General features: G+C 59.9%; 21 protein-coding genes and 2 pseudogenes. 11 read left to right on the top strand and 12 right to left on the bottom strand.

Annotated features, from left to right (window positions below; all coding sequences use genetic code 11):
- The first annotated feature begins 97 nt into the window (after positions 1-97).
- The gene (locus tag ACIQY3_RS02015; protein ID WP_403016747.1) at positions 98-1957 is read left to right on the top strand and encodes an ABC transporter ATP-binding protein; all 1860 of its coding nucleotides are present in this window, start codon (positions 98-100) and stop codon (positions 1955-1957) included.
- Between the two features lie 16 nt (positions 1958-1973).
- Here ACIQY3_RS02015 and ACIQY3_RS02020 read toward each other — a convergent pair whose 3' ends face one another.
- A complete protein-coding gene (locus ACIQY3_RS02020; RefSeq protein ID WP_403016749.1) occupies positions 1974-2876 on the bottom strand; it encodes an AraC family transcriptional regulator in 903 nt (300 codons plus the stop codon).
- Positions 2877-2999: 123 nt separating this feature from the next.
- Between ACIQY3_RS02020 and ACIQY3_RS02025 the strand changes: the two genes are divergently transcribed.
- The gene (locus tag ACIQY3_RS02025; RefSeq protein WP_403016751.1) at positions 3000-3494 is read left to right on the top strand and encodes a hypothetical protein; all 495 of its coding nucleotides are present in this window, start codon (positions 3000-3002) and stop codon (positions 3492-3494) included.
- Between the two features lie 23 nt (positions 3495-3517).
- Here ACIQY3_RS02025 and ACIQY3_RS02030 read toward each other — a convergent pair whose 3' ends face one another.
- The gene (locus tag ACIQY3_RS02030; protein WP_403016753.1) at positions 3518-3880 is read right to left on the bottom strand and encodes a winged helix-turn-helix transcriptional regulator; all 363 of its coding nucleotides are present in this window, start codon (positions 3878-3880) and stop codon (positions 3518-3520) included.
- 111 nt (positions 3881-3991) lie between these two features.
- Here ACIQY3_RS02030 and ACIQY3_RS02035 point away from each other — a divergent pair, with 111 nt between their 5' ends.
- The 3 genes from ACIQY3_RS02035 (at position 3992) to ACIQY3_RS02045 (ending at position 5925) form a co-directional block, all read left to right on the top strand.
- The gene (locus tag ACIQY3_RS02035) at positions 3992-4726 is read left to right on the top strand and encodes an SDR family NAD(P)-dependent oxidoreductase (RefSeq protein ID WP_403016755.1); all 735 of its coding nucleotides are present in this window, start codon (positions 3992-3994) and stop codon (positions 4724-4726) included.
- Positions 4727-4798: 72 nt separating this feature from the next.
- A complete protein-coding gene (locus tag ACIQY3_RS02040) occupies positions 4799-5401 on the top strand; it encodes an NADPH-dependent F420 reductase (protein ID WP_403016757.1) in 603 nt (200 codons plus the stop codon).
- Positions 5402-5523: 122 nt separating this feature from the next.
- Positions 5524-5925: a hypothetical protein gene (locus ACIQY3_RS02045; RefSeq protein ID WP_403016759.1), complete on the top strand. Its 402-nt coding sequence runs from the start codon at positions 5524-5526 to the stop codon at positions 5923-5925.
- Between the two features lie 39 nt (positions 5926-5964).
- Here ACIQY3_RS02045 and ACIQY3_RS02050 read toward each other — a convergent pair.
- Positions 5965-6372, bottom strand: a pseudogene (locus tag ACIQY3_RS02050) (LysR family transcriptional regulator substrate-binding protein); the annotation flags it as partial.
- Between the two features lie 8 nt (positions 6373-6380).
- Positions 6381-7292 (bottom strand): LysR family transcriptional regulator, encoded by a 912-nt coding sequence (locus ACIQY3_RS02055; RefSeq protein ID WP_403016761.1) that lies wholly within the window; start codon positions 7290-7292, stop codon positions 6381-6383.
- Between the two features lie 91 nt (positions 7293-7383).
- Here ACIQY3_RS02055 and ACIQY3_RS02060 point away from each other — a divergent pair, with 91 nt between their 5' ends.
- Genes ACIQY3_RS02060 through ACIQY3_RS02070 form a run of 3 tightly spaced genes read left to right on the top strand, consistent with a single transcriptional unit; the run spans position 7384 to position 9728 of the window.
- Positions 7384-7824 carry an ester cyclase gene (locus ACIQY3_RS02060; RefSeq protein ID WP_265044821.1) on the top strand — a complete coding sequence of 147 codons (441 nt, stop codon included), beginning with the start codon at positions 7384-7386 and terminating at the stop codon, positions 7822-7824.
- Between the two features lie 20 nt (positions 7825-7844).
- Positions 7845-8765 carry an NADP-dependent oxidoreductase gene (locus tag ACIQY3_RS02065; RefSeq protein WP_403016763.1) on the top strand — a complete coding sequence of 307 codons (921 nt, stop codon included), beginning with the start codon at positions 7845-7847 and terminating at the stop codon, positions 8763-8765.
- 15 nt (positions 8766-8780) lie between these two features.
- Complete coding sequence (locus ACIQY3_RS02070) at positions 8781-9728, top strand: SDR family NAD(P)-dependent oxidoreductase (RefSeq protein WP_403016765.1); 948 nt, start codon at positions 8781-8783, stop codon at positions 9726-9728.
- Between the two features lie 379 nt (positions 9729-10107).
- Here the strand turns inward: ACIQY3_RS02070 and ACIQY3_RS02075 are convergent.
- The 5 genes and pseudogenes from ACIQY3_RS02075 to ACIQY3_RS02095 all read right to left on the bottom strand — a co-directional run bounded on the left by ACIQY3_RS02075 (position 10108) and on the right by ACIQY3_RS02095 (position 15414).
- A pseudogene (locus ACIQY3_RS02075) lies at positions 10108-10621 on the bottom strand (AAA family ATPase).
- Between the two features lie 215 nt (positions 10622-10836).
- Positions 10837-11970 carry an aminotransferase class V-fold PLP-dependent enzyme gene (locus tag ACIQY3_RS02080; RefSeq protein WP_403016767.1) on the bottom strand — a complete coding sequence of 378 codons (1134 nt, stop codon included), beginning with the start codon at positions 11968-11970 and terminating at the stop codon, positions 10837-10839.
- A gap of 158 nt (positions 11971-12128) precedes the next feature.
- On the bottom strand, positions 12129-13307 hold the full coding sequence (locus ACIQY3_RS02085; protein ID WP_403016769.1) for a cystathionine gamma-synthase: 1179 nt from the start codon (positions 13305-13307) through the stop codon (positions 12129-12131).
- Complete coding sequence (locus ACIQY3_RS02090; RefSeq protein ID WP_403016771.1) at positions 13304-14680, bottom strand: pyridoxal-phosphate dependent enzyme; 1377 nt, start codon at positions 14678-14680, stop codon at positions 13304-13306. The genes ACIQY3_RS02085 and ACIQY3_RS02090 overlap by 4 nt, the downstream gene beginning before the upstream one ends.
- A 329-nt stretch (positions 14681-15009) precedes the next feature.
- Positions 15010-15414 carry a RidA family protein gene (locus ACIQY3_RS02095; RefSeq protein ID WP_403016773.1) on the bottom strand — a complete coding sequence of 135 codons (405 nt, stop codon included), beginning with the start codon at positions 15412-15414 and terminating at the stop codon, positions 15010-15012.
- Between the two features lie 132 nt (positions 15415-15546).
- Between ACIQY3_RS02095 and ACIQY3_RS02100 the strand changes: the two genes are divergently transcribed.
- From ACIQY3_RS02100 to ACIQY3_RS02110, 3 genes are all read left to right on the top strand, one after another.
- Positions 15547-16473, top strand: a complete 927-nt coding sequence (locus tag ACIQY3_RS02100) for a LysR substrate-binding domain-containing protein (RefSeq protein ID WP_403016775.1) — start codon at positions 15547-15549, stop codon at positions 16471-16473.
- Positions 16474-16604: 131 nt separating this feature from the next.
- Entirely contained in the window at positions 16605-17633 is a 1029-nt protein-coding gene (locus ACIQY3_RS02105; RefSeq protein WP_403016777.1) for a polysaccharide deacetylase family protein, read from the top strand.
- A gap of 34 nt (positions 17634-17667) precedes the next feature.
- Positions 17668-18207 carry an ester cyclase gene (locus ACIQY3_RS02110; RefSeq protein ID WP_403016779.1) on the top strand — a complete coding sequence of 180 codons (540 nt, stop codon included), beginning with the start codon at positions 17668-17670 and terminating at the stop codon, positions 18205-18207.
- A gap of 131 nt (positions 18208-18338) precedes the next feature.
- Here the strand turns inward: ACIQY3_RS02110 and ACIQY3_RS02115 are convergent, their stop codons facing one another.
- The 3 genes from ACIQY3_RS02115 to ACIQY3_RS02125 form a co-directional block, all read right to left on the bottom strand.
- On the bottom strand, positions 18339-18932 hold the full coding sequence (locus ACIQY3_RS02115) for a TIGR00730 family Rossman fold protein (protein WP_403016782.1): 594 nt from the start codon (positions 18930-18932) through the stop codon (positions 18339-18341).
- Between the two features lie 98 nt (positions 18933-19030).
- On the bottom strand, positions 19031-20440 hold the full coding sequence (locus ACIQY3_RS02120) for a PLP-dependent aminotransferase family protein (RefSeq protein WP_403016784.1): 1410 nt from the start codon (positions 20438-20440) through the stop codon (positions 19031-19033).
- Entirely contained in the window at positions 20437-21051 is a 615-nt protein-coding gene (locus ACIQY3_RS02125; protein ID WP_403016786.1) for an FMN-dependent NADH-azoreductase, read from the bottom strand. The genes ACIQY3_RS02120 and ACIQY3_RS02125 overlap by 4 nt, the downstream gene beginning before the upstream one ends.
- Between the last annotated feature and the right edge of the window lie 36 nt (positions 21052-21087).

Consider the following 21087-nt stretch of genomic DNA (forward strand, 5'->3'; position numbering starts at 1 on the left):
AAAGGCAGCTATTGGCCAATTGCAGGCACTCCGCAAAACCCTCAAGGCAACCGATCAATGGCAGAATCCCCTCAACTTGATCGTTTTGGAGAACACCATGCTTCGTGCGTTTGAACGAAGACTCGACCCTTTTCCTCCTGACGAGGTACCACCGCCACCCAACGGCCTGGCTCGCTTCCTGTGGGCCTGCACTCGGGGTGCTCGCGGTTACATCCTGGCGCTGGCGCTGCTCAGTGCCGCTGTGTCGATTTACGAAGCCTGGCTGTTTTCCTTCCTCGGGCAGGTCGTGGATCTGCTCTCGACCTGGCAGGCCGGCGGTGAGGCGGCTGCGCAGGAAAGTCGTGTGTTGTGGGGTATGGGCATCGTCATGGTGGCCAGCGTCGGGCTGGTGGCGTTGCGCACGATGGTGCAGCACCAGATCTTGGCGATTAACCTGCCGTTGCGGCTGCGCTGGGATTTCCATCGCCTGATGCTGCGGCAAAGCCTTTCGTTTTTTTCCGATGAGTTTTCCGGCCGGGTCACGACCAAGGTCATGCAGACTGCACTGGCCGTGCGCGACGTGCTGTTCACCCTGATCGAGATCTTGCCCGGGATCGGCGTGTATTTCATCGCGATCATCGCACTGGCCGGCGGCTTCGCGCTGAAGCTGATGCTGCCGTTCGTTGCCTGGGTCGTGTTGTTCGGCCTGGCCATGCTGTACTTCGTGCCCCGCCTGGGGAAAGTCGGGCAGGAACAGGCCAATGCGCGGTCAATGATGACCGGGCGTATCTCGGACGCCTACACGAATATCACGACGGTGAAGCTGTTCTCCCACTCCAATCGTGAAGCGCACTTTGCCCGTGCGGCGATGGAGGATTTCAAGCAAACCGGCTTTCGCCAAATGCGCCTGGTCAGCCTGTTCGAGATCGTCAACCAGGCACTGGTCGTGGCGTTGATTATGGCCGCCGGTGGTTATGCGCTGTGGCTATGGCATCAAGGCGAGGTGGGCGCAGGTGCCGTGGCGGCGATCACTGCCATGGCGTTGCGGATCAATGGCATGTCGCACTGGATCATGTGGCAGATGACGTCGCTGTTCGAGAGCATCGGCACCGTACAGGATGGCATGGCGACGTTGACCCAGGGCGCCAAGGTGCAGGATGCGCCGGACGCGGGCGTGCTGGCGACCTCCGGCGGCGCGGTCACTTTCGACAACGTCCGCTTCAACTACAACGGCGAACGCCAGGTGCTCGATGGCCTGAGCCTGAGCATCCGTCCGGGCGAAAAGATCGGCCTGGTGGGCCGCTCCGGCGCCGGCAAGTCAACGCTGATCAACCTGCTGCTGCGCTTCTATGACGTCGACAGTGGGGTGATTCGCATCGATGGCCAAAACATCGCACACGTGACGCAAGACAGCTTGCGCGGCGCCATCGGGATGGTCACGCAGGATACCTCCCTGCTGCACCGTTCCATTCGCGACAACATCGCTTACGGCCGTCCCGATGCGACCGACGCGCAAATCCGCAACGCCGCGGCCAATGCCCAGGCCGATGGGTTCATCAGCCAACTGAGCGACCGGCAAGGCCACACCGGCTACGACACTCTGGTGGGTGAGCGTGGCATCAAGCTGTCGGGCGGCCAACGCCAACGGGTCGCGATTGCCCGGGTGATGCTCAAGAACGCCCCGATCCTGCTGCTCGACGAGGCTACCAGTGCGCTGGACTCGGATGTCGAAGTGGCGATTCAGGAAAGCCTCGATGAAATGATGCAGGGCAAGACCGTGATCGCCATCGCCCATCGGCTGTCCACGATTGCGGCCATGGACCGGCTCATCGTCATGGATGACGGACGCATCATCGAGCAGGGCACCCATGCCGAATTACTGGGGAAGAACGGCGTGTATGCGCGGCTGTGGCAGCATCAAAGCGGCGGGTTCCTGGGGGAGGATAAGGGCGTGTTCGAGGCTGTGGATCAGTTGTGAGGACGCCGCGTCTGATTCAAACCTGTTCTTCAACCCCACCCTGGCTGTTGTCGTCCCGTGGCGAGCGTCCGAAATACGCCTTGTAGGCGCGGCTGAAAGAAGCCTCGGACTCGTAGCCAATCGCAAACCCGACCTCGCCGATGCGGCTGTTGTGCTTGGCCAGCATGGTTTTTGCCAGGGTCAGTCGCCATTCATTCTGGTAACGCAGCGGCGAGCGTCCCACCAGCGCACTGAACCGATCGCAGAAGCTTGAGCGTGACATGCCGGCGATCGTGGCGAGTGCCTCGATGCGCCATTGTTGCCCGGGCTTTTCATGGATCGCTCTGAGGGTTCGGGCGATGCGCTCGTCGGACAAGCCGCCTAGCCAGCCTGACGCCATGCCGTGCTGAACCCAGGTGCGCAGGATGCGAATGACGGTGAGGTCAATCAGGCGCGAAATCATCAACGCGCCTCCAGGCTGCGTGTCATTGGCCTCGATCAGCATGAAATGCAGGATACCTTCGGCCCACGCGGCGGCTTCGGTTTGCTTGATATGGATCAGCCACGGCAGGGCGAACAGCATGGCCTGGAAGCTGCTGGCATCGAACCAGAAGCGGCAGATGACGAGCGACGCAGGTCCCTCGGAGACGGTGATGTTCAACGATGACGGATCGTGGGGCAGCAACAGGATGTCGCCCTGTTCGATCGTCTGGACCTGCCCGTCAGCGCCTTCGATGTGCAGTTGTCCCTGTTGCAGGACGCAGATGTGCGAGCTTTTTTCGTCCAGTTTCAGTCGTTGACCCAAGGCCTGCGTGGTGGAGTAGACGCGGTCCCCGGTCAGACGAATCTGCGCCAATACCTGGGAGAGCAGATCGCCGGTGGCCAGCCCCTCCAGCTGCATCTCTGGACGAATGGTCAAGTCTTCGAGTAGATCCGTCATGTCAGTCCGGCCACGCCTTCAATAGTCTGAGCCCCAAAGCATAACGCTTTCACGCGGTTGATCGACAACGCAACAGCGTGCGCTGCGTGATGTACATCATCCAATCAAAACAGGAATAGTCGAATGTTCGGGATCTCTGCCCTTGGCTGGGTACACACCCTTGGAAGCCTGCCAGCCATTCCCTTGGCGGCTTACATGTTCATCAAGCACGGGCGCATCGTGCCACGGTCGCGGGCCGGGCTTGGCTATTTCGTCTCGATGCTGATCGGCGGTTTGACTGTGTTTCTGGTGGCCCATCAACCGATCAGCCCGGTGATCGGGGCGGTCACGATCGTGTTGTTGCTCGCCGGTTACGGAGTCGACTTCGTTGCCTGGCTGGGCCGGGTAGGTGTGTACCTTGAAACCATCCTTCTGAGCCTGACGGCGTTCTTGCTAATGGTCCCGGCCGTCTCGGAAACGCTGCGTCGAGTCCCCAATGGCCATCCCATCGTCACTGACCCGAATTCGCCATTGCTCAAAGGCGCGCTGGGTTTTATCGCCCTGGTGCTCGTGGTTGGCGTGGCGGCTCAGGTGTTCGCTTTGCGAAAAGATGGCGCGTGTCTGCGCAGGGTCGCCTGACACAGCGGTACTCCAGCATCCCGCTAGGCTAAAGCGTCGCGCTGGGCAAAGATGCTGGCCATTTGCGTGGCGTTTTCGGTGCCCCAGGCGCACAGCGGCATGATCGCGTCTGCCAGGCTGCGACCGAGCGGGGTCAGCGTGTAGTCCACGCGTGGCGGCACTTCCTTGTAGTCGTTCCGCGCCAGCACGCGATCGGCTTCCAGATCCTTCAATTGCTGGATCAGTACCTTGTCGCTGACGCCCGGGATCAAACGCTTGAGCTCGCCGTAGCGTTTCGGGCCGTCGCGCAGGAAAAACAAGACCAGCGGTTTCCACTTGCCCGAGATGATGCGCAGCGTGGCGTTGAGCCCGCAACCGGTGCCACAGATTTCAGAAGTCGTCGTCATATTTGGATACTTACCAAAAGGTGCATACTTGTCCTTAGGTTATCAGCGCTGCATCCTCGTCTCAAGCAAGCAATCCATGCTTGGGTAAAACTCCAACGAAGGATGCACGTCATGACCAGACTGAATGGAAAGACCGCCGTGATCACCGGTGGCGCAACCGGCATCGGCCTCGCCGCAGCAAAGCGCTTCATCGAGGAGGGCGCCTTCGTCTTCATCTTCGGCCGCCGCCAGGAAGCACTTGACGCCGCTGTCGCCGAACTCGGGTCCAATGCCCGCGCGGTGAAGGGCTCGGTTTCCAATGAGGCCGACCTCGACCGACTCTACGCGGCGGTGAAAGCCGAGCGCGGCACCCTCGACATCGTCTTCGCCAATGCCGGGGCGGGTAGCCAGCTTCCGCTCGGCAAGATCACCGCCGAACACATTGACGAAACCTTCGAGACCAACGTGAAGGGCTTGATCTTTACGGTCCAGCAGGCGCTGCCGCTGATGGGCCAGGGTGGCTCGATCATCCTGACCGGATCGAGCGCCGGCACCACGGGCGCCCCGGCGTTCAGCGTCTACAGCGCAAGCAAAGCGGCAGTGCGCAACCTCGCGCGGACCTGGGCGGAGGACCTGAAGGGCACCGGCATCCGGGTCAACGTGCTGTCGCCCGGCCCGACGGCGACCGAACTCGCGAAGGCAGCGCTAGGCGAAGAAGGCATGAAGGTCTTCGCTTCGATGAATCCACTTCAGCGCATGGCCGATCCGGCTGAGATCGGCGCGGCGGCCGCGTTTCTCGCGTCGCAGGACAGCAGCTTCATGACCGCCAGTGAGGTCGCCGTCGACGGCGGTCTGGCGCAAATCTGAATCCCTACGCCCGGCCGGTCACTCCATCGATATTCGGAGCCTGCTGGGCGTGCCAAAACCTGAGGTAAATATATGAGCTACGCAATTATCGGCTTCGGCAAACTCGGCCAGGCGCTTGCCAAGGCGTTTGCCCGAAGCGGCATTGAAGTGTCCGTTGCAACCACTCGCGACCCGGAAAGCTTTGCCGCCGCTGCGGCCGCAATCGGCCCCGGGATCATTCCCAAAACACTGGCGGATGCCATCAAGGCCGACATCGTCTTTTTGGCTGTGCGTTTCGAGTCGCATCGGGATGTCGCGAAGGCGCTGCCGAGCTGGAAGGGCAAGACCCTCATCGATGTGACCAATGCCTACGGCGTGCCTCCCGAGGAACTGGAAGGACAGCCTTCTTCCAGGTTCATCGCGCAGGCCTTCACGGGTGCAAGACTGGTCAAGGGCTTCAACCATTTGGTCGCTGGTGTCCTTGATCAGGATCCGGCTGTAAAGGGTGGCAAGCGAGTTGTGTTCCTGGCGAGCGACGATGACGACGCCGCAGCGGAGATTGCTACGCTTGCTGAAAACCTCGGTTTCTCGCCGATCAAACTGGGCGGGCTTTCGGAAGGTGGACTGCTGGTGCAGGCGCGCGGAAATAGCTGGGGTCAGTTGATCTTCAAGGACTTGGTCAAGTTCGACCACTAGACTCAAACCCGGGCATCATTAAGCCTATCAATAGCAACCATTGATTCAATGAAGTTCTCTTATTACGACCGGGGCGTAAGATCGGCGCCATACCCACCCACTACACCCCGGAGCACACCATCATGAAACGCCAAACCATCCTCGGCATCGCGTTCTCGATCTTCGCACTGAATGCTTTTGCCGCGTCTTCTGCCCAACCTGTGATCGCTGAAGGCGGCTCGGATCATCTGATGCAAAATCGAGTTACCGAAGGTGGCGCTGATCGCCTCCTGGAAAAACGCGCTGTTGCGGATGCTTCGGATCGTTTGTTCAGCGACGCCGTTGCCACTAATAATACTGACCCATTGTTCAGCGACGCCGTTGCAGCGACCGAAACCGATCCGCTGTTCAGCGACGCCGTTGCCTCGACTGAAACCGATCCACTGTTCAGCGATTCTGTTGCCTCTGATGGTTCGGATCATCTGAAAGGCAACCAAGTTGCCGAAAGTGGCGCAGACCGTCTGCTCGAACGCCGTGCCGCCTGAATGCATGGTTTCACCGCAGTACTCGACGAAAGCCCGGCCTTATCCGCCGGGCTTTTTTTTGCGAGAGGGATGCGTGTCTTGGTTATTAAAAAAACCAGCCTTCTGAGCGAATTCAATAAACCGTTTATTCGCCAATGAAAGGTATTCATTGGCGCGCCAGCACAAGCTGAAACTCATGATCTGTGCCGGATTGAACGGCACGCCACGAATGCCCGGTTCGCGTTGCTGCACAGATTGCAGCAGGGTGGAAATGCCGATGCCATCGCGTGTCGCCTTGATCACCAGGGAGACGAAATTGCTCTGTAGCGCGATCCTGTAGTTCACGCCGCCGGCATGGCAGTACGCATCGAGCAGATGACGTTGCAAGAACGTCTGGTCGAACACCACCATGTCCACGTCCTGCAAGCGATAGGCTTCGAGAAAAGGTTCGCCGGCCAGCGGATGCTGCTCGTCCGTCACAGCTCCAACGCGACCTTTTCAATCATCTCCCTGAACCATTCTTGAGCCGTACTCCCATTGACACGACGGTGCCAGATCAGATGAAAAACAATCTCCGGTAGCGCCACTGGTGGAGGGAACAGGGCGAGTTGCCGTCCATTGGGTGAGCTGAGGGCTATTCGTTTCAGGACAGTGGCGGTCATGTGAGAAGCGGCGATGACCGCTGGCACCGCGAACATATGCGGCAGCGTCAGTGCCAATTTGCGTTGTTTACCCAGTTGCGCCAACGCCTGATCCACCAGGCCGTGTCGCTCTCCTTCTGGAGAGACCAGCACATGGGGCAACGCAAGGTATGTATCCATGTCCATCCCGCCTCGGGCCGCTGGGTGGTCGTGAGCGATGAGCGTGACAAAAGCGTCGCGCAGGATCGGCCGTGTCAGAATGCGGCCATCCTGATGGCTCGGTAATACGCCAATGGCGGCGTCGATAACCCCGGCATCGAGCAAGTCCACCGCGTGGTCGCGGCCGTTGAAGGCGTGGACGTTGATCGACAGGTTCGGCGCGTGTTCTTCCAACGCCTGCAACAGCTTTGGCAGCAGCACGAACGCGGGGTAATCCGACAGGCCAAGGTTCATCGTGATCACCGTATCGGCGGGTGCAAAACGGGGTTTCGTCACCAATGCGTCTTCGATTTGCCTTAATGCCAGTGCGATGGGTTGGGCCAGATCACGCGCGCGCGGTGTCGGCAGGAGACCCTCAGCACTGCGTAAAAACAGCGGGTCGCCTAACAGTTTGCGCAAACGGGAAAGCGCTGCACTCATGGCGGGCTGGCTGACGCCGACTTGAGTCGCTGCTCGAGTCACGTTTCGCTCGGTCATCAAGGCGTTAAACGCGGCCAGCAAATTCAAATCGATGCCATGAAAATCCATAATTCAAATAAACACCTATACAGATCATTTGTTTTACAGATGTTAGCCCATCACTGACACTTTCGTCATACCCCACGACGAGAGCAATGCAATGACTTCCAGCGAACTTACCGCCCGCCTCAACACCGAACGCCAGGCAGTTGAAACTCTGTATCGCGCCTTTAGCGAAAAGAATCCTGACCTCGTCGACAGCGTGCTGTCCGCTGACTGGGACGACATCCCATTGGCACCTGGGCAAGGTCCAGGTCCGGAGGGCATCAAGCCGATTATCCGCAGCTTCGGCGAGGCATTTCCGGATGTGCACATCGTTATCCACGACATGATCCAAGTCCCTGGTCAGATCGCTGTTCGCGCTGAAATAACGGGCACCCACCTGGGCGAATTGTTTGGCATTGCCGCCACTGGCAAGAAGGTGAGCTTCCGTCTGCATGAGTTCCATACACTGGACGGCGAGCGTGTCGTTACGACTTGGCACATGGAGGACTGGTTCGGCCTGTTCCTGCAACTCGGCCAATTCCCTGCTCAAGCTTGAACCACCGCACGAGGCTCATCATGAAAGCAGCATCCATCTCTTTATTTGGCGGCCCTGAGGTCGTCACTTTCCACAACGCCGGACCAAGGCAGCCAAGCGCAGACGAGGCCGTCGTGCGTGTCGAGGCCGCGAGCGTCAATCCGCTGGATTTGAAGATAATCGCCGGGTATATGCAGCCGGTGTTTCCAGTCGAACTGCCGTACATTCCCGGCACCGATTTCAGCGGCGTCGTCAGCAGCGTCGGTGATCAAGTCACGCACCTGAAACCAGGTGATCGCGTGTTCGGCCGCAGCTCACCCAGCGCGGGTGGTGCGTTTGCCCAGCAGTTGATAGTCGCCGCCGCCGACCTTTGCGTGATCCCTCCCACCATGAGCTTCGAGCAGGCCGCGGCGCTGCCTACGGCGTTCGGTACTGCGCGACAGGCGTTATTCGAAGTCGGGCAGTTGAAACGCGGCGAACGGGTGTTGATCCATGCGGGAGCGGGTGGCGTAGGCAGCATGGCGGTGCAGTTGGCTCATATGGCTGGCGCCCACGTTATCGCCACGGCCTCCGCGCGCAATATTGAACTGGTGAAGAGCCTGGGCGCGGACGAAGTGATCGATTACCGCAGCCAGGATTTCACCACGCTGAGTGACATCGACCTGGTGCTCGACATCTTGGGTGGCTCCACGCTGGAGAACTCTTGGTCGGTGCTGGGTATTTGCGGCCGTATTGCGACCCTGGTGGAATTCGACATCGAATCCCGCGAAGGACATGTCGGCCAGGCGGTGTTCTTCGCCAGTGCCACGCCTTTTCTCCAGAAAGCCGTTCGGCAGTTCAGTGCGGGGCAGTTGCAGGTCATCACCGACTCGATCTTTGCCCTGGACGAGACCCGCGCCGCGCTGGAAAAAGTGGCCACCGGGCATGCGTGTGGCAAGGTCATCATCCGTATCGGCCATTGATTCGGGAGTCACAACATGACACTCAATGCACAACAGGTGGTTTTGATTACGGGTGCAGGTTCGGGCATCGGCAAGGCGATTGCTTTGGCGCTGGCCCGGGACGGGCACCATGTCTACGCCAGCCTGCGTGATGTCAGGAAGACAAACCGGGAGCGCAGTGATGCTTTGGAACAGACGGCCCGGCAGGAAAGCCTCGCTTTAGAAGTGCTGGAGCTCGATGTGTTGTGCGAAACCGCCTGTCGTGCAGCCGTCGATCTGATCCTTGCACGACACGGCCGCCTGGACGTCGTGATCAACAACGCCGGAATGTTGATGACCGGTTTGACCGAGGCGTTTTCAGTGGAGCAGGTCGCGCGAATTATCGACACCAACGCGTTGTCGTGGCTGCGGGTCAATCGCGCGGCGCTGCCAGCAATGCGGCGACAGGGGCAGGGGTTGTTGATGTACGTCGGCAGTACGACCGCTCGGCTGCACGAACCTTTTCTGGGCCCCTACATTGCGAGCAAAGTGGCGGGTGATGCGCTGGCCGAAGTCATGGCCATGGAGGTCAGGCCATCAGGTATCGAAAGCGTCATCCTGGTGCCGGGCGCTTTTACCTCTGGAACCGAACATTTTGCCGATGCGCAGGTTCCGGCTTACCAGGCCATTGAGCATCAATACGGTGAGCTGGCCGCGCGCATGGCCGGTCTGGGCGAGAAGCTTAATGCGATTGACCTGGCTAATGGCGGTGCGCTGGATGTTTCAGCGGTTGGTCAGGCTGCCGCCGAGGTGCTTGCAATGCCTCGCGGCCAACGACCTTTACGCGTGACTGTTGATGGTCAGCATAAGGGCACCGAAACAGTCGATGCGGTGTACTTCCAGAAGCAATCGGAGTTTCTGCGCCAGATGGGTCTGGACGATATGATCTTGCCGGCTCCGCTCACCGGCATTGGGGACGATGCCGGGCAGCGCCCCCGGAAATGAGCCTGACCGGGCTATCGGGTGAAATAGCTTCTGAGGTCGTCAATCAAACCCGGCCCACTTGGCCGCCAACCCAACCGCGATTGTGTCTTGGTACTCATGCTCGACATGTCCTTCCCCACAAAGCTCGATAGCCAACCGAAAGTCGCCATCGCTTCATCCGCGGGCACCGTCAATGTAGGCACGCCCAGACCTTCTCCGATTGTTTCAGCTATGAGGCGAAAAGAGAGGTTGGATTCGGCAGTGGCATGGTAACGAGCACCTGGCTGGTGCTTTTCCAGCGCCAGGCGATAGAAAGCGGCCGTTCTCGATCGCCAGCGTTCGGCCAAAAGCGGCAAGCGTCTACTGATCACCCCTTGCTACGTTGAGCTTTCAGATGGCGCTACTTCTCGGATAAAAATCGTTTAGTGATCATTGCCACTGCCTCCGCCGGAGACATCAGGGCTGTGTCTATATCAAACGGAGCGTTATCCCACGGCTCATATTCATGATCCAATACAGACTGCCAGGTTGGTGGCGTCAGGCCAGGAACATCAATCTTCCTGGTTTCTACCCGTCGTTGGTGTTCATATTTATCAGAGCAAACCACCTGGATATTCAGTAATGGAGCACCAGAGCGAGTAGCGATCTCGCTCCACGCCTTTCGGCTTTCGGCTTTCGATTACAGGGTTAACACAGTCGACTATGACAGTACTGCCAAAGCGAAGATTACTCAGAGCCAGCTCATTAGCGACCATATAACCGCTTCGTCCCACGTCTTGTGCCAGAGCACCGGAGTTTCGGATAGCCTGCTCAATCGTATCGATCCGTAGATACACCGCACTTGTTCTGGTGGCAAGGTCACTTGCTATAGTCGTTTTTCCAGTACCGGGAAGGCCGCTGAAGACAATAAGCATTCTATGTCCTTCGATTAGTGAGTTGACCCAGTCTAGGCCAATACCTGCCGAAGCCAATGTCCGCTTTTAGCGAAAAGCAGACCTTGGCGAACATCAGCTTTCGGGCAACCAGCGTCAAACTCGCCAAAGATCAGCGTCATCGGCCGGCAGTGCCCAGCGCCGAATGCTTTCCTGGCATTCACAACCTCGCTATCTACTGCAGGCCCGAATCGGCCTTAATTACCCATCACCTCGTCCAGTGCCTGCTCCAGAGTGCTGACCGTGCGCTCGATATTGTGCAGTTTTTCGAGCCCGAACAGACCGATGCGGAAGGTCTGGAAATCGGCCGGCTCGTCGCATTGCAACGGTACTCCGGCGGCGATCTGCAGGCCGTGGTTGGCAAATTTCTTACCGCTCTTGATGTCGGCATCATCGGTGTAGCTCACCACTACACCAGGGGCTTGAAAGCCGGCTGCGGCCACGCTTTTGATGCCTTTGCCGGTCAACATTGCGCGTACGCGATCGCCCAGAGCCTGCTGTTCGCCGCGGACCTTTTCGAAACCGTAGGCTTGCGTCTCTTTCATCACTTCGTTAAATCGCGCGAGGGAATCGCTGGGCATGGTCGCATGGTAGGCATGTCCGCCCTGTTCGTAGGCCTGCATGATCTGCAGCCACTTTTTCAGGTCGCAGGCGAAGCTGCTGCTTTGCGTCTGTTCGATGCGCTCGAGGGCCAAAGAACTGAGCATCACCAGGGCGCAGCAAGGGGAGGCGCTCCAGCCTTTCTGCGGTGCGCTGATCAGCAGGTCGACTGCGCATTTCTGCATATCAACCCAAAGCGTGCCCGAGGCGATGCAGTCCAGCACGAACAGGCCACCCACCGCATGCACAGCGTCGCCGACGGCCCGCAGGTACTCGTCGGGCAGGATAATTCCTGATGAGGTTTCAACGTGGGGGGCGAAGACAATCTGCGGCTTCTGCGCCGCAATGGCTGCCAGCACTTCGTCCAGAGCCGGTGGGGCGTAGGCAGCCTGGCGACCGGTGTCGACCGGTCGGGCTTTCAGCACCGTGGTGGCCGCCGGGATGTTGCCCATCTCAAGGATCTGGCTCCAGCGATAACTGAACCAGCCGTTGCGTATCACCAGGCATTGCTGGTCGGTGGCAAACTGTCGCGCCACCGCTTCCATGCCGAATGTGCCGCTGCCCGGGACCACCGCAACAGCCTGGGCGTTGTAGACCTGTTTCAGGGTCTTGGAAATGTTCCTCATCACGCCTTGAAATGACTGCGACATGTGGTTGAGCGAACGGTCGGTATAGACCACTGAGTACTCGACCAGTCCCTCGGGATCGATACTGGGATAGAGCTTTGACATGGGGTAACTCCTTTGGCAGGGATCTCAGTGGTTTCGACCCTGCGCTAAGCCTTGGCAAATGACAAATTGCTCGGGATTGAATGGCGACGTCTATCGAGCGGCTGGCCTTATCAGGTCGATTGCTGGACATTAGCAATGTTTGCAGTCCAGCCATCACTTCAAATCCGCGCCAACGCCTGCGCCAGATCCGCCCGCAAATCCTCCACATCCTCAACCCCCACCGACAATCTCACCAAGCCATCGCCAATCCCCAACTGCGCCCGGGTTTCCGCCGGAATGCTCGCGTGGGTCATGATCGCCGGATGCTCGATCAAGCTTTCCACGCCACCCAAACTCTCAGCCAGGGCAAAGATTTTCACGCTTTCAAGGAAGAGTTTGGCACCGGCCAGGTCGGTGTTCAGGTCTACCGAAATCATCCCGCCAAACCCGCGCATCTGCCGGCGTGCCAGTTCATGCTGCGGGTGCGAGGGCAGGCCTGGGTAGTAGACGCGGGACACTTGCGGCTGACGTTCCAGCCATTGCGCCAGTTCCAGGGCGTTGCTGCAGTGGCGTTCCATGCGCAGGGCCAGAGTTTTTACGCCGCGCAGGGTGAGGAAGGCGTCGAACGGGCCGGAGATGGCGCCGACGGAGTTTTGCAGGAAGCCCAGGCGTTCGGCCAGTTCCGGGTTTTGCCCGACGACGGCGATGCCGCCGATCACGTCGGAGTGGCCGTTGAGGTATTTGGTGGTCGAGTGCACGACGATGTCGAAGCCGAGCTCCAGTGGGCGCTGGATCCAGGGGCTGGCGAAGGTGTTGTCGGCGACGCAGATGATGCCGCGGTCGCGGCACAGGCGCGCGATGGCGCTGAGGTCGGTGAGGCTCAGCAGCGGGTTGCTTGGGGTTTCGACCCAGACCATTCGTGTGTTGTCCTGCAGCGACGCTTCGAAGGCCGACAGGTCGGTCAGGTCGACGTAGCTGAAGCGGTGCCCGGCGCTGCGTTGGCGCACTTTGTCGAACAGGCGGAAGGTGCCGCCATACAGGTCGTTGCCGGAGACGATGTGCGAGCCGGCGTCGAGCAGCTCAAGCACGGTGGAGATCGCGGCCAATCCGGAGGCGAACGCGAAGGCCTGGGTGCCGCCCTCAAGGTCGGCGACGCAGCGTTCCAGGGCGAAACGCGTCGGGTTGTGCGAGCGGCCGTAGTCGAGGCCCTTGTGTACGCCAGGGCTCGATTGCAAATAAGTGGAGTTGGCGTAGATCGGCGGCATCAGCGCCCCGGTGGACGGGTCCGGCACCTGCCCGGCGTGGATCACCCGAGTGGCAAAGGCGCGGGGTGCACCGGTTTCATCGTGCTGACTCATGTAAGGGATCTCCGTAAGTGATTGAGCAGGTCGACGCGGGTAATCAGGCCGTGGAAGCCCGAAGCGTCGGCGATAATCGCCACCAGCCCGCGATCGAGTTCGGCTTGCAGTTCAGCCAGACTGGCGCCGGGCGACAGGGTTTGCACTTTGTCGGTCATTGCGCTGGCCACGGTCAAGCGAAAGTGCGAGGCATCTTCTTGCATGCCGAACAGAATATCGGATTCGTCGATCACCCCGACCAGTTGCTTGCCGTCCACCAGCACCGGCAGTTGCGACACATCCGCCAGGCGCATGCGCTGGAACGCGGTGAGCAGCGTGTCGTCCGGGCCGACGCTGATCACCCGGCCATCCTCGAAACGCCGGGAGATCAAGTCGCGCAGGTCGCCGTAGCGTTTGTACTGCAACAGGCCCTGATCATTCATCCATTGGTCGTTGTAGACCTTCGACAGGTAGCGGGTGCCGGTGTCGCAGACGAAAGTGACCACGCGTTTCGGCTCGGTTTGTTCGCGGCAATAGCGCAGCGCCGCGGCCAGCAAAGTGCCGGTCGACGAGCCGCCGAGAATGCCTTCGGCGCGCAGGAGTTGGCGGGCATGATCGAAGCTTTCTTCATCGCCGATCGAATAGGCGTGGCGCACGCTGGAGAGGTCGGTGATCGATGGAATGAAGTCTTCGCCGATACCTTCCACCGCCCAGGAACCGGGCTTGCCGAGGGTGCCGCTGCGGCTGTATTCGGCCATCACCGAGCCGACCGGATCGGCCAGGACCATTTCCAGATTTGGCTGCACGCGCTTGAAGAAACGGGTCAGCCCGGTCAGCGTGCCGGCGGAACCGACACCGACGACGATGGCATCCAGATTATGCTGGGTTTGCGCCCAGATCTCCGGCGCGGTGCTGCATTCGTGGGCCAGCGGGTTGGCCGGGTTGTTGAACTGGTCGGCGAAGAACGCGTCGGGAATTTCCTTGGCCAATCGCGCGGCGACATCCTGGTAATACTCGGGATGGCCCTTGCCGACATCGGAACGGGTGATATGTACTTCGGCGCCCATGGCCTTCAAGTGCAAGACCTTCTCGGTGGACATCTTGTCCGGCACCACCAACACCACGCGATAACCCTTGGCCCGGCCAACCAGCGCCAGGCCCAGGCCAGTGTTGCCGGCGGTGGCTTCGACGATCGTGCCGCCGGGTTTAAGGCGACCGTCGCGCTCGGCGGCATCGATCATCGCCAGGCCGATGCGGTCCTTGATCGAGCCGCCGGGGTTCTGCGATTCAAGCTTGAGAAAAAGCGTGCACGGGCCGGTGTCGAAGCGGCTGACGCGCACCAGCGGGGTATTGCCGATCAGTTCGAGAACGGCGGGGCGGGAGTTATTCGGCATAGCGTCACCTCCTGTGGGGGGCAGCAACTGGTGGCGAAATGTCGCCTGCCAGTCGCAGGCAAATCACGCTTGGACCATAGGCCGGGTTGGCCCCATCCGCAACCGGGTGTCGCCATTCGGTAACGGCGCGACGCTGTTCCCCTATTACGAAAAAGCCGCTGGTCCTTTAACGGAGCAGCGGCTTCAGATTCACCAGTTTTAACCATGGCGCATAACCCCTGTGGGAGCGGGCTTGCTCGCGAAAGCGGTGTAACAGTCAGCCTCTATGTTGAATGTTAAGCAGCTTTCGCGAGCGAGCCCGCTCCCACAGGGGATCGGTGGTATGCGGGTTAGTTGGTGGTGGTTTCGGGGAGTTTGGCGATGACTTTGATTTCAAACTGGAAACCATACAGCCAAGTCACACCCACAGCGGTCACCGTCGGATGCGGCGCATTGCCCCAGAACTCCGGCACCACGCTCCAGATCTTTTCAAACCGTTCCTGCGGATCGACGATAAATACCGTCACATCAACCACGTCGTCAAACGTACAACCGGCCGCATTCAGTATCGCATTCAAGTTGGTGAACGCCAGCCGCACCTGGTCCTCAAGGTCCGGTTCCGGCGAGCCATCTTCAGTGCTGCCCACTTGCCCCGACACAAACAAAAAGCCATTGGACTTGATCGCTGGCGAATAGCGATTGCGCTCGTAAAGTGCCTGGCGTCCAGGCGGAAAAACCACATCACGCTGAGTCATAAAGTGCCTCCATCGGCAGGTCAACAGTGACCCGTCATTAACGATGAAGTGACTGTAAGGACTTGCACCCGCCCGATAAACGAGCAACCGTAGCTATCACTGTTTGTAAAACCCAAACAATCCGGGGTGAAAATGGACCGTTTTGATGCGATGCAGGCCTTTGCTCGAGTCGTGGAGGCGGACAGCTTCACCAAGGCTGCCGAGACGCTGCACATGAGCAAGACCAGCGTGACGCAACTGGTGCAGCAACTGGAGGCGCGGTTGCGGGTCAAGTTGCTCAATCGCACCACGCGCAAGGTGAATGTCACCGCCGATGGTGCGGTGTTTTACGAGCGGGTGGTGCGGTTGTTGGCGGACCTGGACGATGCCGAGACGGGTTTGTCCGGCGCGTCGGTGCAGCCTCGCGGTCGCCTGCGGGTGGATGTGCCCAGCCCATTGGCGAGCATGATTCTGGTGCCGGCGTTGCCTGCGTTTCATGCGCGATACCCGGACATCCAGATCGACATGGGCGTAAGCGATCGCATGGTCGATATCATCGGTGAGAACGTCGATTGCGTGGTGCGCGGCGGCGAACTCACTGATCAGTCGCTGATGGCGCGGCGGGTCGGCGATTTGCAACTCGGGGTGTTTGCGGCGCCGAGTTATCTGGCGCGGGTCGGCACGCCGTCGCATCCACGGGAACTGGAAGAGTCGGCGCATCGCATCGTCGGTTTCCTCTGGGCGCGCACCGGCAGGGCTTTGCCCTATGCGATGCGCAGCGACACTGATAACGTGGAGATCAAGGGTCGCTACGTGCTGGCGGTCGATGATGGTAATGCCTACCTCGCGGCGGGTCTGGCGGGGCTCGGTGTGCTGTGGATGCCCGACTACATGTCCAAGGCCCATGAAGCACGCGGCGATCTGGTGCGTTTGTTCGAGGGCTGGCAGCTAGATCCGATGCCGATTTATGTAGCGTTTCCGCCAAACCGGCATATCAGCCGCAAGCTGCGGGTGTTTATCGATTGGGTTGCCGAGTTGATGACGCAGCATGCGCCGATCACGGCTCGACAGGATGCATAAAAGCGCTGGAAACATTGTTCGGCTTTTCCGAAATTGATTTTCGATTTTTGCTCGATTATCAAAATAAACCTTAAGCACTAACGTTGCGCCATGCCCCTTCGGCGCTTCATTTATTGTTTGAGGTCAACACGATGGAACCCACGAACACCGACTCTGCGACCCCACCGAATCCACAACGCCGGACGTTTCTGGCCCAGGCGGGGGCGGGTGCAGCGGTTTTGGCGGCTGGCTCGTTGCTCAGTCCGTCAACCGTTTCCGCGGCGCAAACCACTGGCACGGCAACGCCAACTTCCAGTCGATCCAAGGGCGGTTTCTGGCCGGGTGATACGCGGTTGGTGGTCTCGATTTCCATGCAGTTCGAAGCCGGCGGACAGCCGCTCAAAGACACCGACAGCCCGTTTCCCCGCGTTAACTTCCCCGACAGCGTCGCGACGGACCCCGCCACCAATACCTGGTTTGCCTACGGTTACCGCGAAGGCATTCCCAGGCTGCTCGACCTGTGGGATCGCCACGGCGTCAAAGTCACCAGCCACATGATCGGCGACGCAGTGAAACGCAACCCCGCGCTGGCCAAAGAGATCGTCGCCCGTGGCCATGAAGCTTCGGGGCACGGCCCGCACTGGAGCTCGCAATTTGCCATGAGCCGGGACGAGGAGCGCGCCTTCCTGCAGCAGGCCGCGAGCCTGTTGACCGAGGTCACCGGCCAGCCCGTCAAGGGCTACAACTGCAACTGGCTGCGGCGCGGCCCCAATACCTTGTCGCTGTTGCAGGAGCTGGACTACGTCTATCACATCGACGATGTCAGCCGCGACGAACCCTTTATCGAGCAGGTCAACGGCAAGGATTTTGTCGTGGTGCCGTACACCCTGCGCAACAACGACATCGTGCTGATCGAGGGCAGCAACTACTCGCCGGCGCAATTCCTGGAACAGATCAAACTGGAGTTCGATCAGCTCTACGAAGAGGCCGGCACTCGGCGGCGCATGATGTCGGTCAGCGCTCATGACCGGATCAGCGGCACGCCGCAGATGGTGCGGGTCTGGGACGAGTTTTTGCGCTACGCCAAACGCCATCCCGGCGTTGCTTTCATGCGCAAGGACGCCATCGCTGAATACACCCTCAAAAGCCCTCTGAGCATTCGAGAAAACGAGACGATTTGAGTCTTGCCCGCCATCATTTAAAGGAAGCCTGACGATGCCACGTTCAATCGCATCCCCGTCCCTCATCGCCGGTGTTTTGTTCGCCCTGACACTGTCCGGCACCGCCGCCGCCACCGATCTGGTGAAACCCGGTGTGTTGATCACCGACAAGAGCCTGACCGCCGCGCAACTCAACCTCATGGAAACCGCCGCCCGCCGTTACGACACGTTCTGGAACACCGGGGAAGAAGCGTTTGCCCGTGAAGCGTTGGCGAGTAACTTCATCGACAAAACCCCGCCCGAAGGCCGCAAACAAGGACCGGAAGGCCCGTTGCTGGCGTCCCGGGCGTTTCGCGGCGCCGTGCCGGACCTGAGTTGTGAGGTCGAACAAATGATCATCGCCGGCGACCGGGTCGTGGTGCACCTGCATTTTCGCGGGCACTTCACCGGGGCGTTTGGCGAGACCAAAGGCACCGGGCAAACCGTGGACTTCATCGCCACCGATATCTACCAGATTGAAAACGGCAAGATCGCCGCGAACTGGCACATCGAAGACAACCTCACATTGATGAAGCAGCTAGGCATGTATCGCTGAAATCCGCCGTCACGCATTCCCCCCCTGTGGGAGCGGGCTTGCTCGCGAATGCGGTGTGTCAGGCACATTTATGTCGACTGATACGACGCTTTCGCGAGCAAGCCCGCTCCCACAGGGGGGTTGTGGTGGATTCAAGTCTGGGCAGGGCCGATCCATTTGTTGACGGTGGGCGCTTGCCACTGTTCCAGCGCATCAATCAGCGCCGCCGGTTCGGTGTTGAAGATCAGCATGTCGCTGTGCTCGGTCTTCATGAAACCTTCCTTCACTGCATGCTCAAGCAGGCTGCGCACCGGGTTGAAAAAGTCGCCGATGTTCAGGCAACCGACCCCTTTGATGTGTTCGCCCAGTTGCGTCAGGGTCGCGACTTCAAACAACTCTTCAAAAGTCCCCAAACCACCCGGCAAGGCAATGAAGGCATCCGCCCATTCACTCATGCGCGTCTTGCGGCTGCGCATGTCGGGGGTGATTTCATGTCGGGTCAGTCCGCCATGCAAATGACCGAGGTCGTGCAGATAGCGGGTGATGATGCCGACCACTTCGCCGCCCTCGGCCAGCACCGCGTCGGCCACGATCCCCATTAAACCCCGGTCGGTGCCGCCATACACCAATTGCAAGCCGCGCCTGCCGATCTCACGACCCAGGGCACGAGCGCCTTCGGCGTAGGCGGGGTTGAAGCCGAAGTTGGAGCCGGAGAAAACAGCAATGCTGCGAAGTGGGGAGGGCATCGATTATGTCCGCTTGAGGGCTGAGCGCCTCATCCTGCGGTGTGTTGGACTGATGCAAAAGCGCCAAGAACCGAGTGTTTGAGTAGGCCATGCAGGCGCTACAGCAATTCCAGAATGCGCTGGCCAAGGCGTTCGGCGGTGGCCTGGGAATCGATGTTGGCGAAGCCGAGCAACAGCGCCGAATCGATCTGGCCATGAACACTGAATTCGCTCAAGGCTTCAGCGTAAATTCCTGCTTGCTGAAGGCGCTCGACCAGTGCGCGATCGGATTGTTGATCGGTCAGGCGCAAGATCAAATGCATGCCACCGGGCTGCGCATCAATGCGAATCCGCTCGCCCAAAACAGCCTTGAGCCCCCGCGCAGTCGCCTCCCGACGCTCGCCATAGAGTTTGCGCATCCGCTGGATATGCCGGGCGAAATGCCCCTCGGTGAGAAACGTGGCGACGATGGCCTGGGTCAGTTCCGGGCAGCCACCGAGGAAAGTCTGGCCGACGTATTCGAAGCGTTCGACCTGCGCCGGCGGCACCACCAGGTACGAGAGGCGAATCCCTGGAAACAGCACCTTGCTGAACGTGCCCGCATAGAGCACTCGACCATCCCGATCCAGACTCTTGAGCGCGGGCAATGGACGGCTGACGTAGCGGTACTCGCCGTCATAGTCGTCCTCGACAATCCAGGCTTGCTCGCGGCTCGCCCACTCCAGCAACTCCAGCCTGCGCGGCAACGACAGCGACACACACAGCGGACTTTGATGTGCCGGCGTGACCACTGCCGCACGGGCGCCCATCGCGTTGTTCACTGCTTGCGTGGCCTGTATGCCGTCCTGATCGACCGGCACCGGCACCGTTTCAATCTGCAGATGCGCGAGCAATTGCCGGGTCGGTAAGTAGCCAGGGTCTTCGACTAACACGCGGTCGCCTGGTTTGAGCAAGGTGTGGGCGATTAGCGTAAGTGAGTTGCGGTAACCCGAAGTGATGAACACCTGGGACGGCGCGCAGGTAATGCCGCGAGCGACTTGCAGGTACGTGGCAATCGCAATGCGCAACGATTCCAGGCCATACACCGACGGGTTGGCCATGTCCGTTACCTGCGTGGCGCGCACACAACGGGCGCCGATCTGTGCCCAGATTTTCCGTGGAAACGCATCCAGCGCCGGCAAGGCCATTTGAAACGGCAGGATCGGCGCCTTGTGCCGGATCGAGGTGTTCTCGACCGTTCGCTCGGCGGCAGAAGAGGGCGCCCGCACGTTGATCCCCGGCGCCACCACCGTTCCGGCCTGGCCGCGCGCCTGAATGTAACCTTCAGCTGTCAGCAGCGAATACGCGGTATCGATGGTGCCGCGGGCCAGACCGAGTTCTTTCGCCAACGCACGGGCGGCCGGAATCCGCTCGCCCGGTGTGAGCGCGCCATCGGAAATCGCGCTGCGGAACCGCCAGTAGATTTGCCGGTAGATCGGTTCATTGGACGCCGGGTCCAGGGGCGAAAAAGGTTTGCCGGGATTTGTCATTGCGCCTCGTGATTCTGGAAATACGCCTGTAGCGCCTGATCGGTCGCGGCGCGGGCCTCAGTGACAGCGTCTGGGCCGAGGGCGGTGCCTTCGACTGTGAAGAAATTTAGATCATGCAGGCCGATCATGTTTAGCACGGCTTTGAGATACGGCGTCAAAAAGTCTGGCTGACGCGCACGCTCCCCGGAAAATCGCCCGCCTGATGCGATGGCCACAAACACCGGACGATCCCGCAGCATCGGGGTTTTCCCCTGCGCGCCGACATTGAACGTCCGGCGCACCCGGGCGACATGATCGATCCACACCTTCAATGCCGAGGGCACGGTGAAGTTGTGCATCGGCGTGCTGATGACCAGCACATCCGCGCTTTCCAGTTCATTGATCAGCGTTTCGGACTGGATAAAAGAACCCTCTTGAGAGACGTCTTCGAGCGATTGCTGGGAGATCGCGTAGTTCTCATCCACGTGGGCTATCCCGCCGGCGCCGACCACTCGATTGATCAATTCGGCGGTGGGGTTTTTCTTCAATAGATGGCCAATCACGGTTTGCGACAACCGATAACTCTCGGACGCTTGCCCGCGAGGGCTGCAACTGACATGCAGGATGTTCATGGTGTTTGCCCTTCCAGATGATCGATAGAGGCCCCC

The sequence above is a fragment of the Pseudomonas sp. NPDC096950 genome (genome assembly GCF_044762525.1).
In the GTDB taxonomy this organism is placed as follows: Bacteria; Pseudomonadota; Gammaproteobacteria; order Pseudomonadales; family Pseudomonadaceae; genus Aquipseudomonas.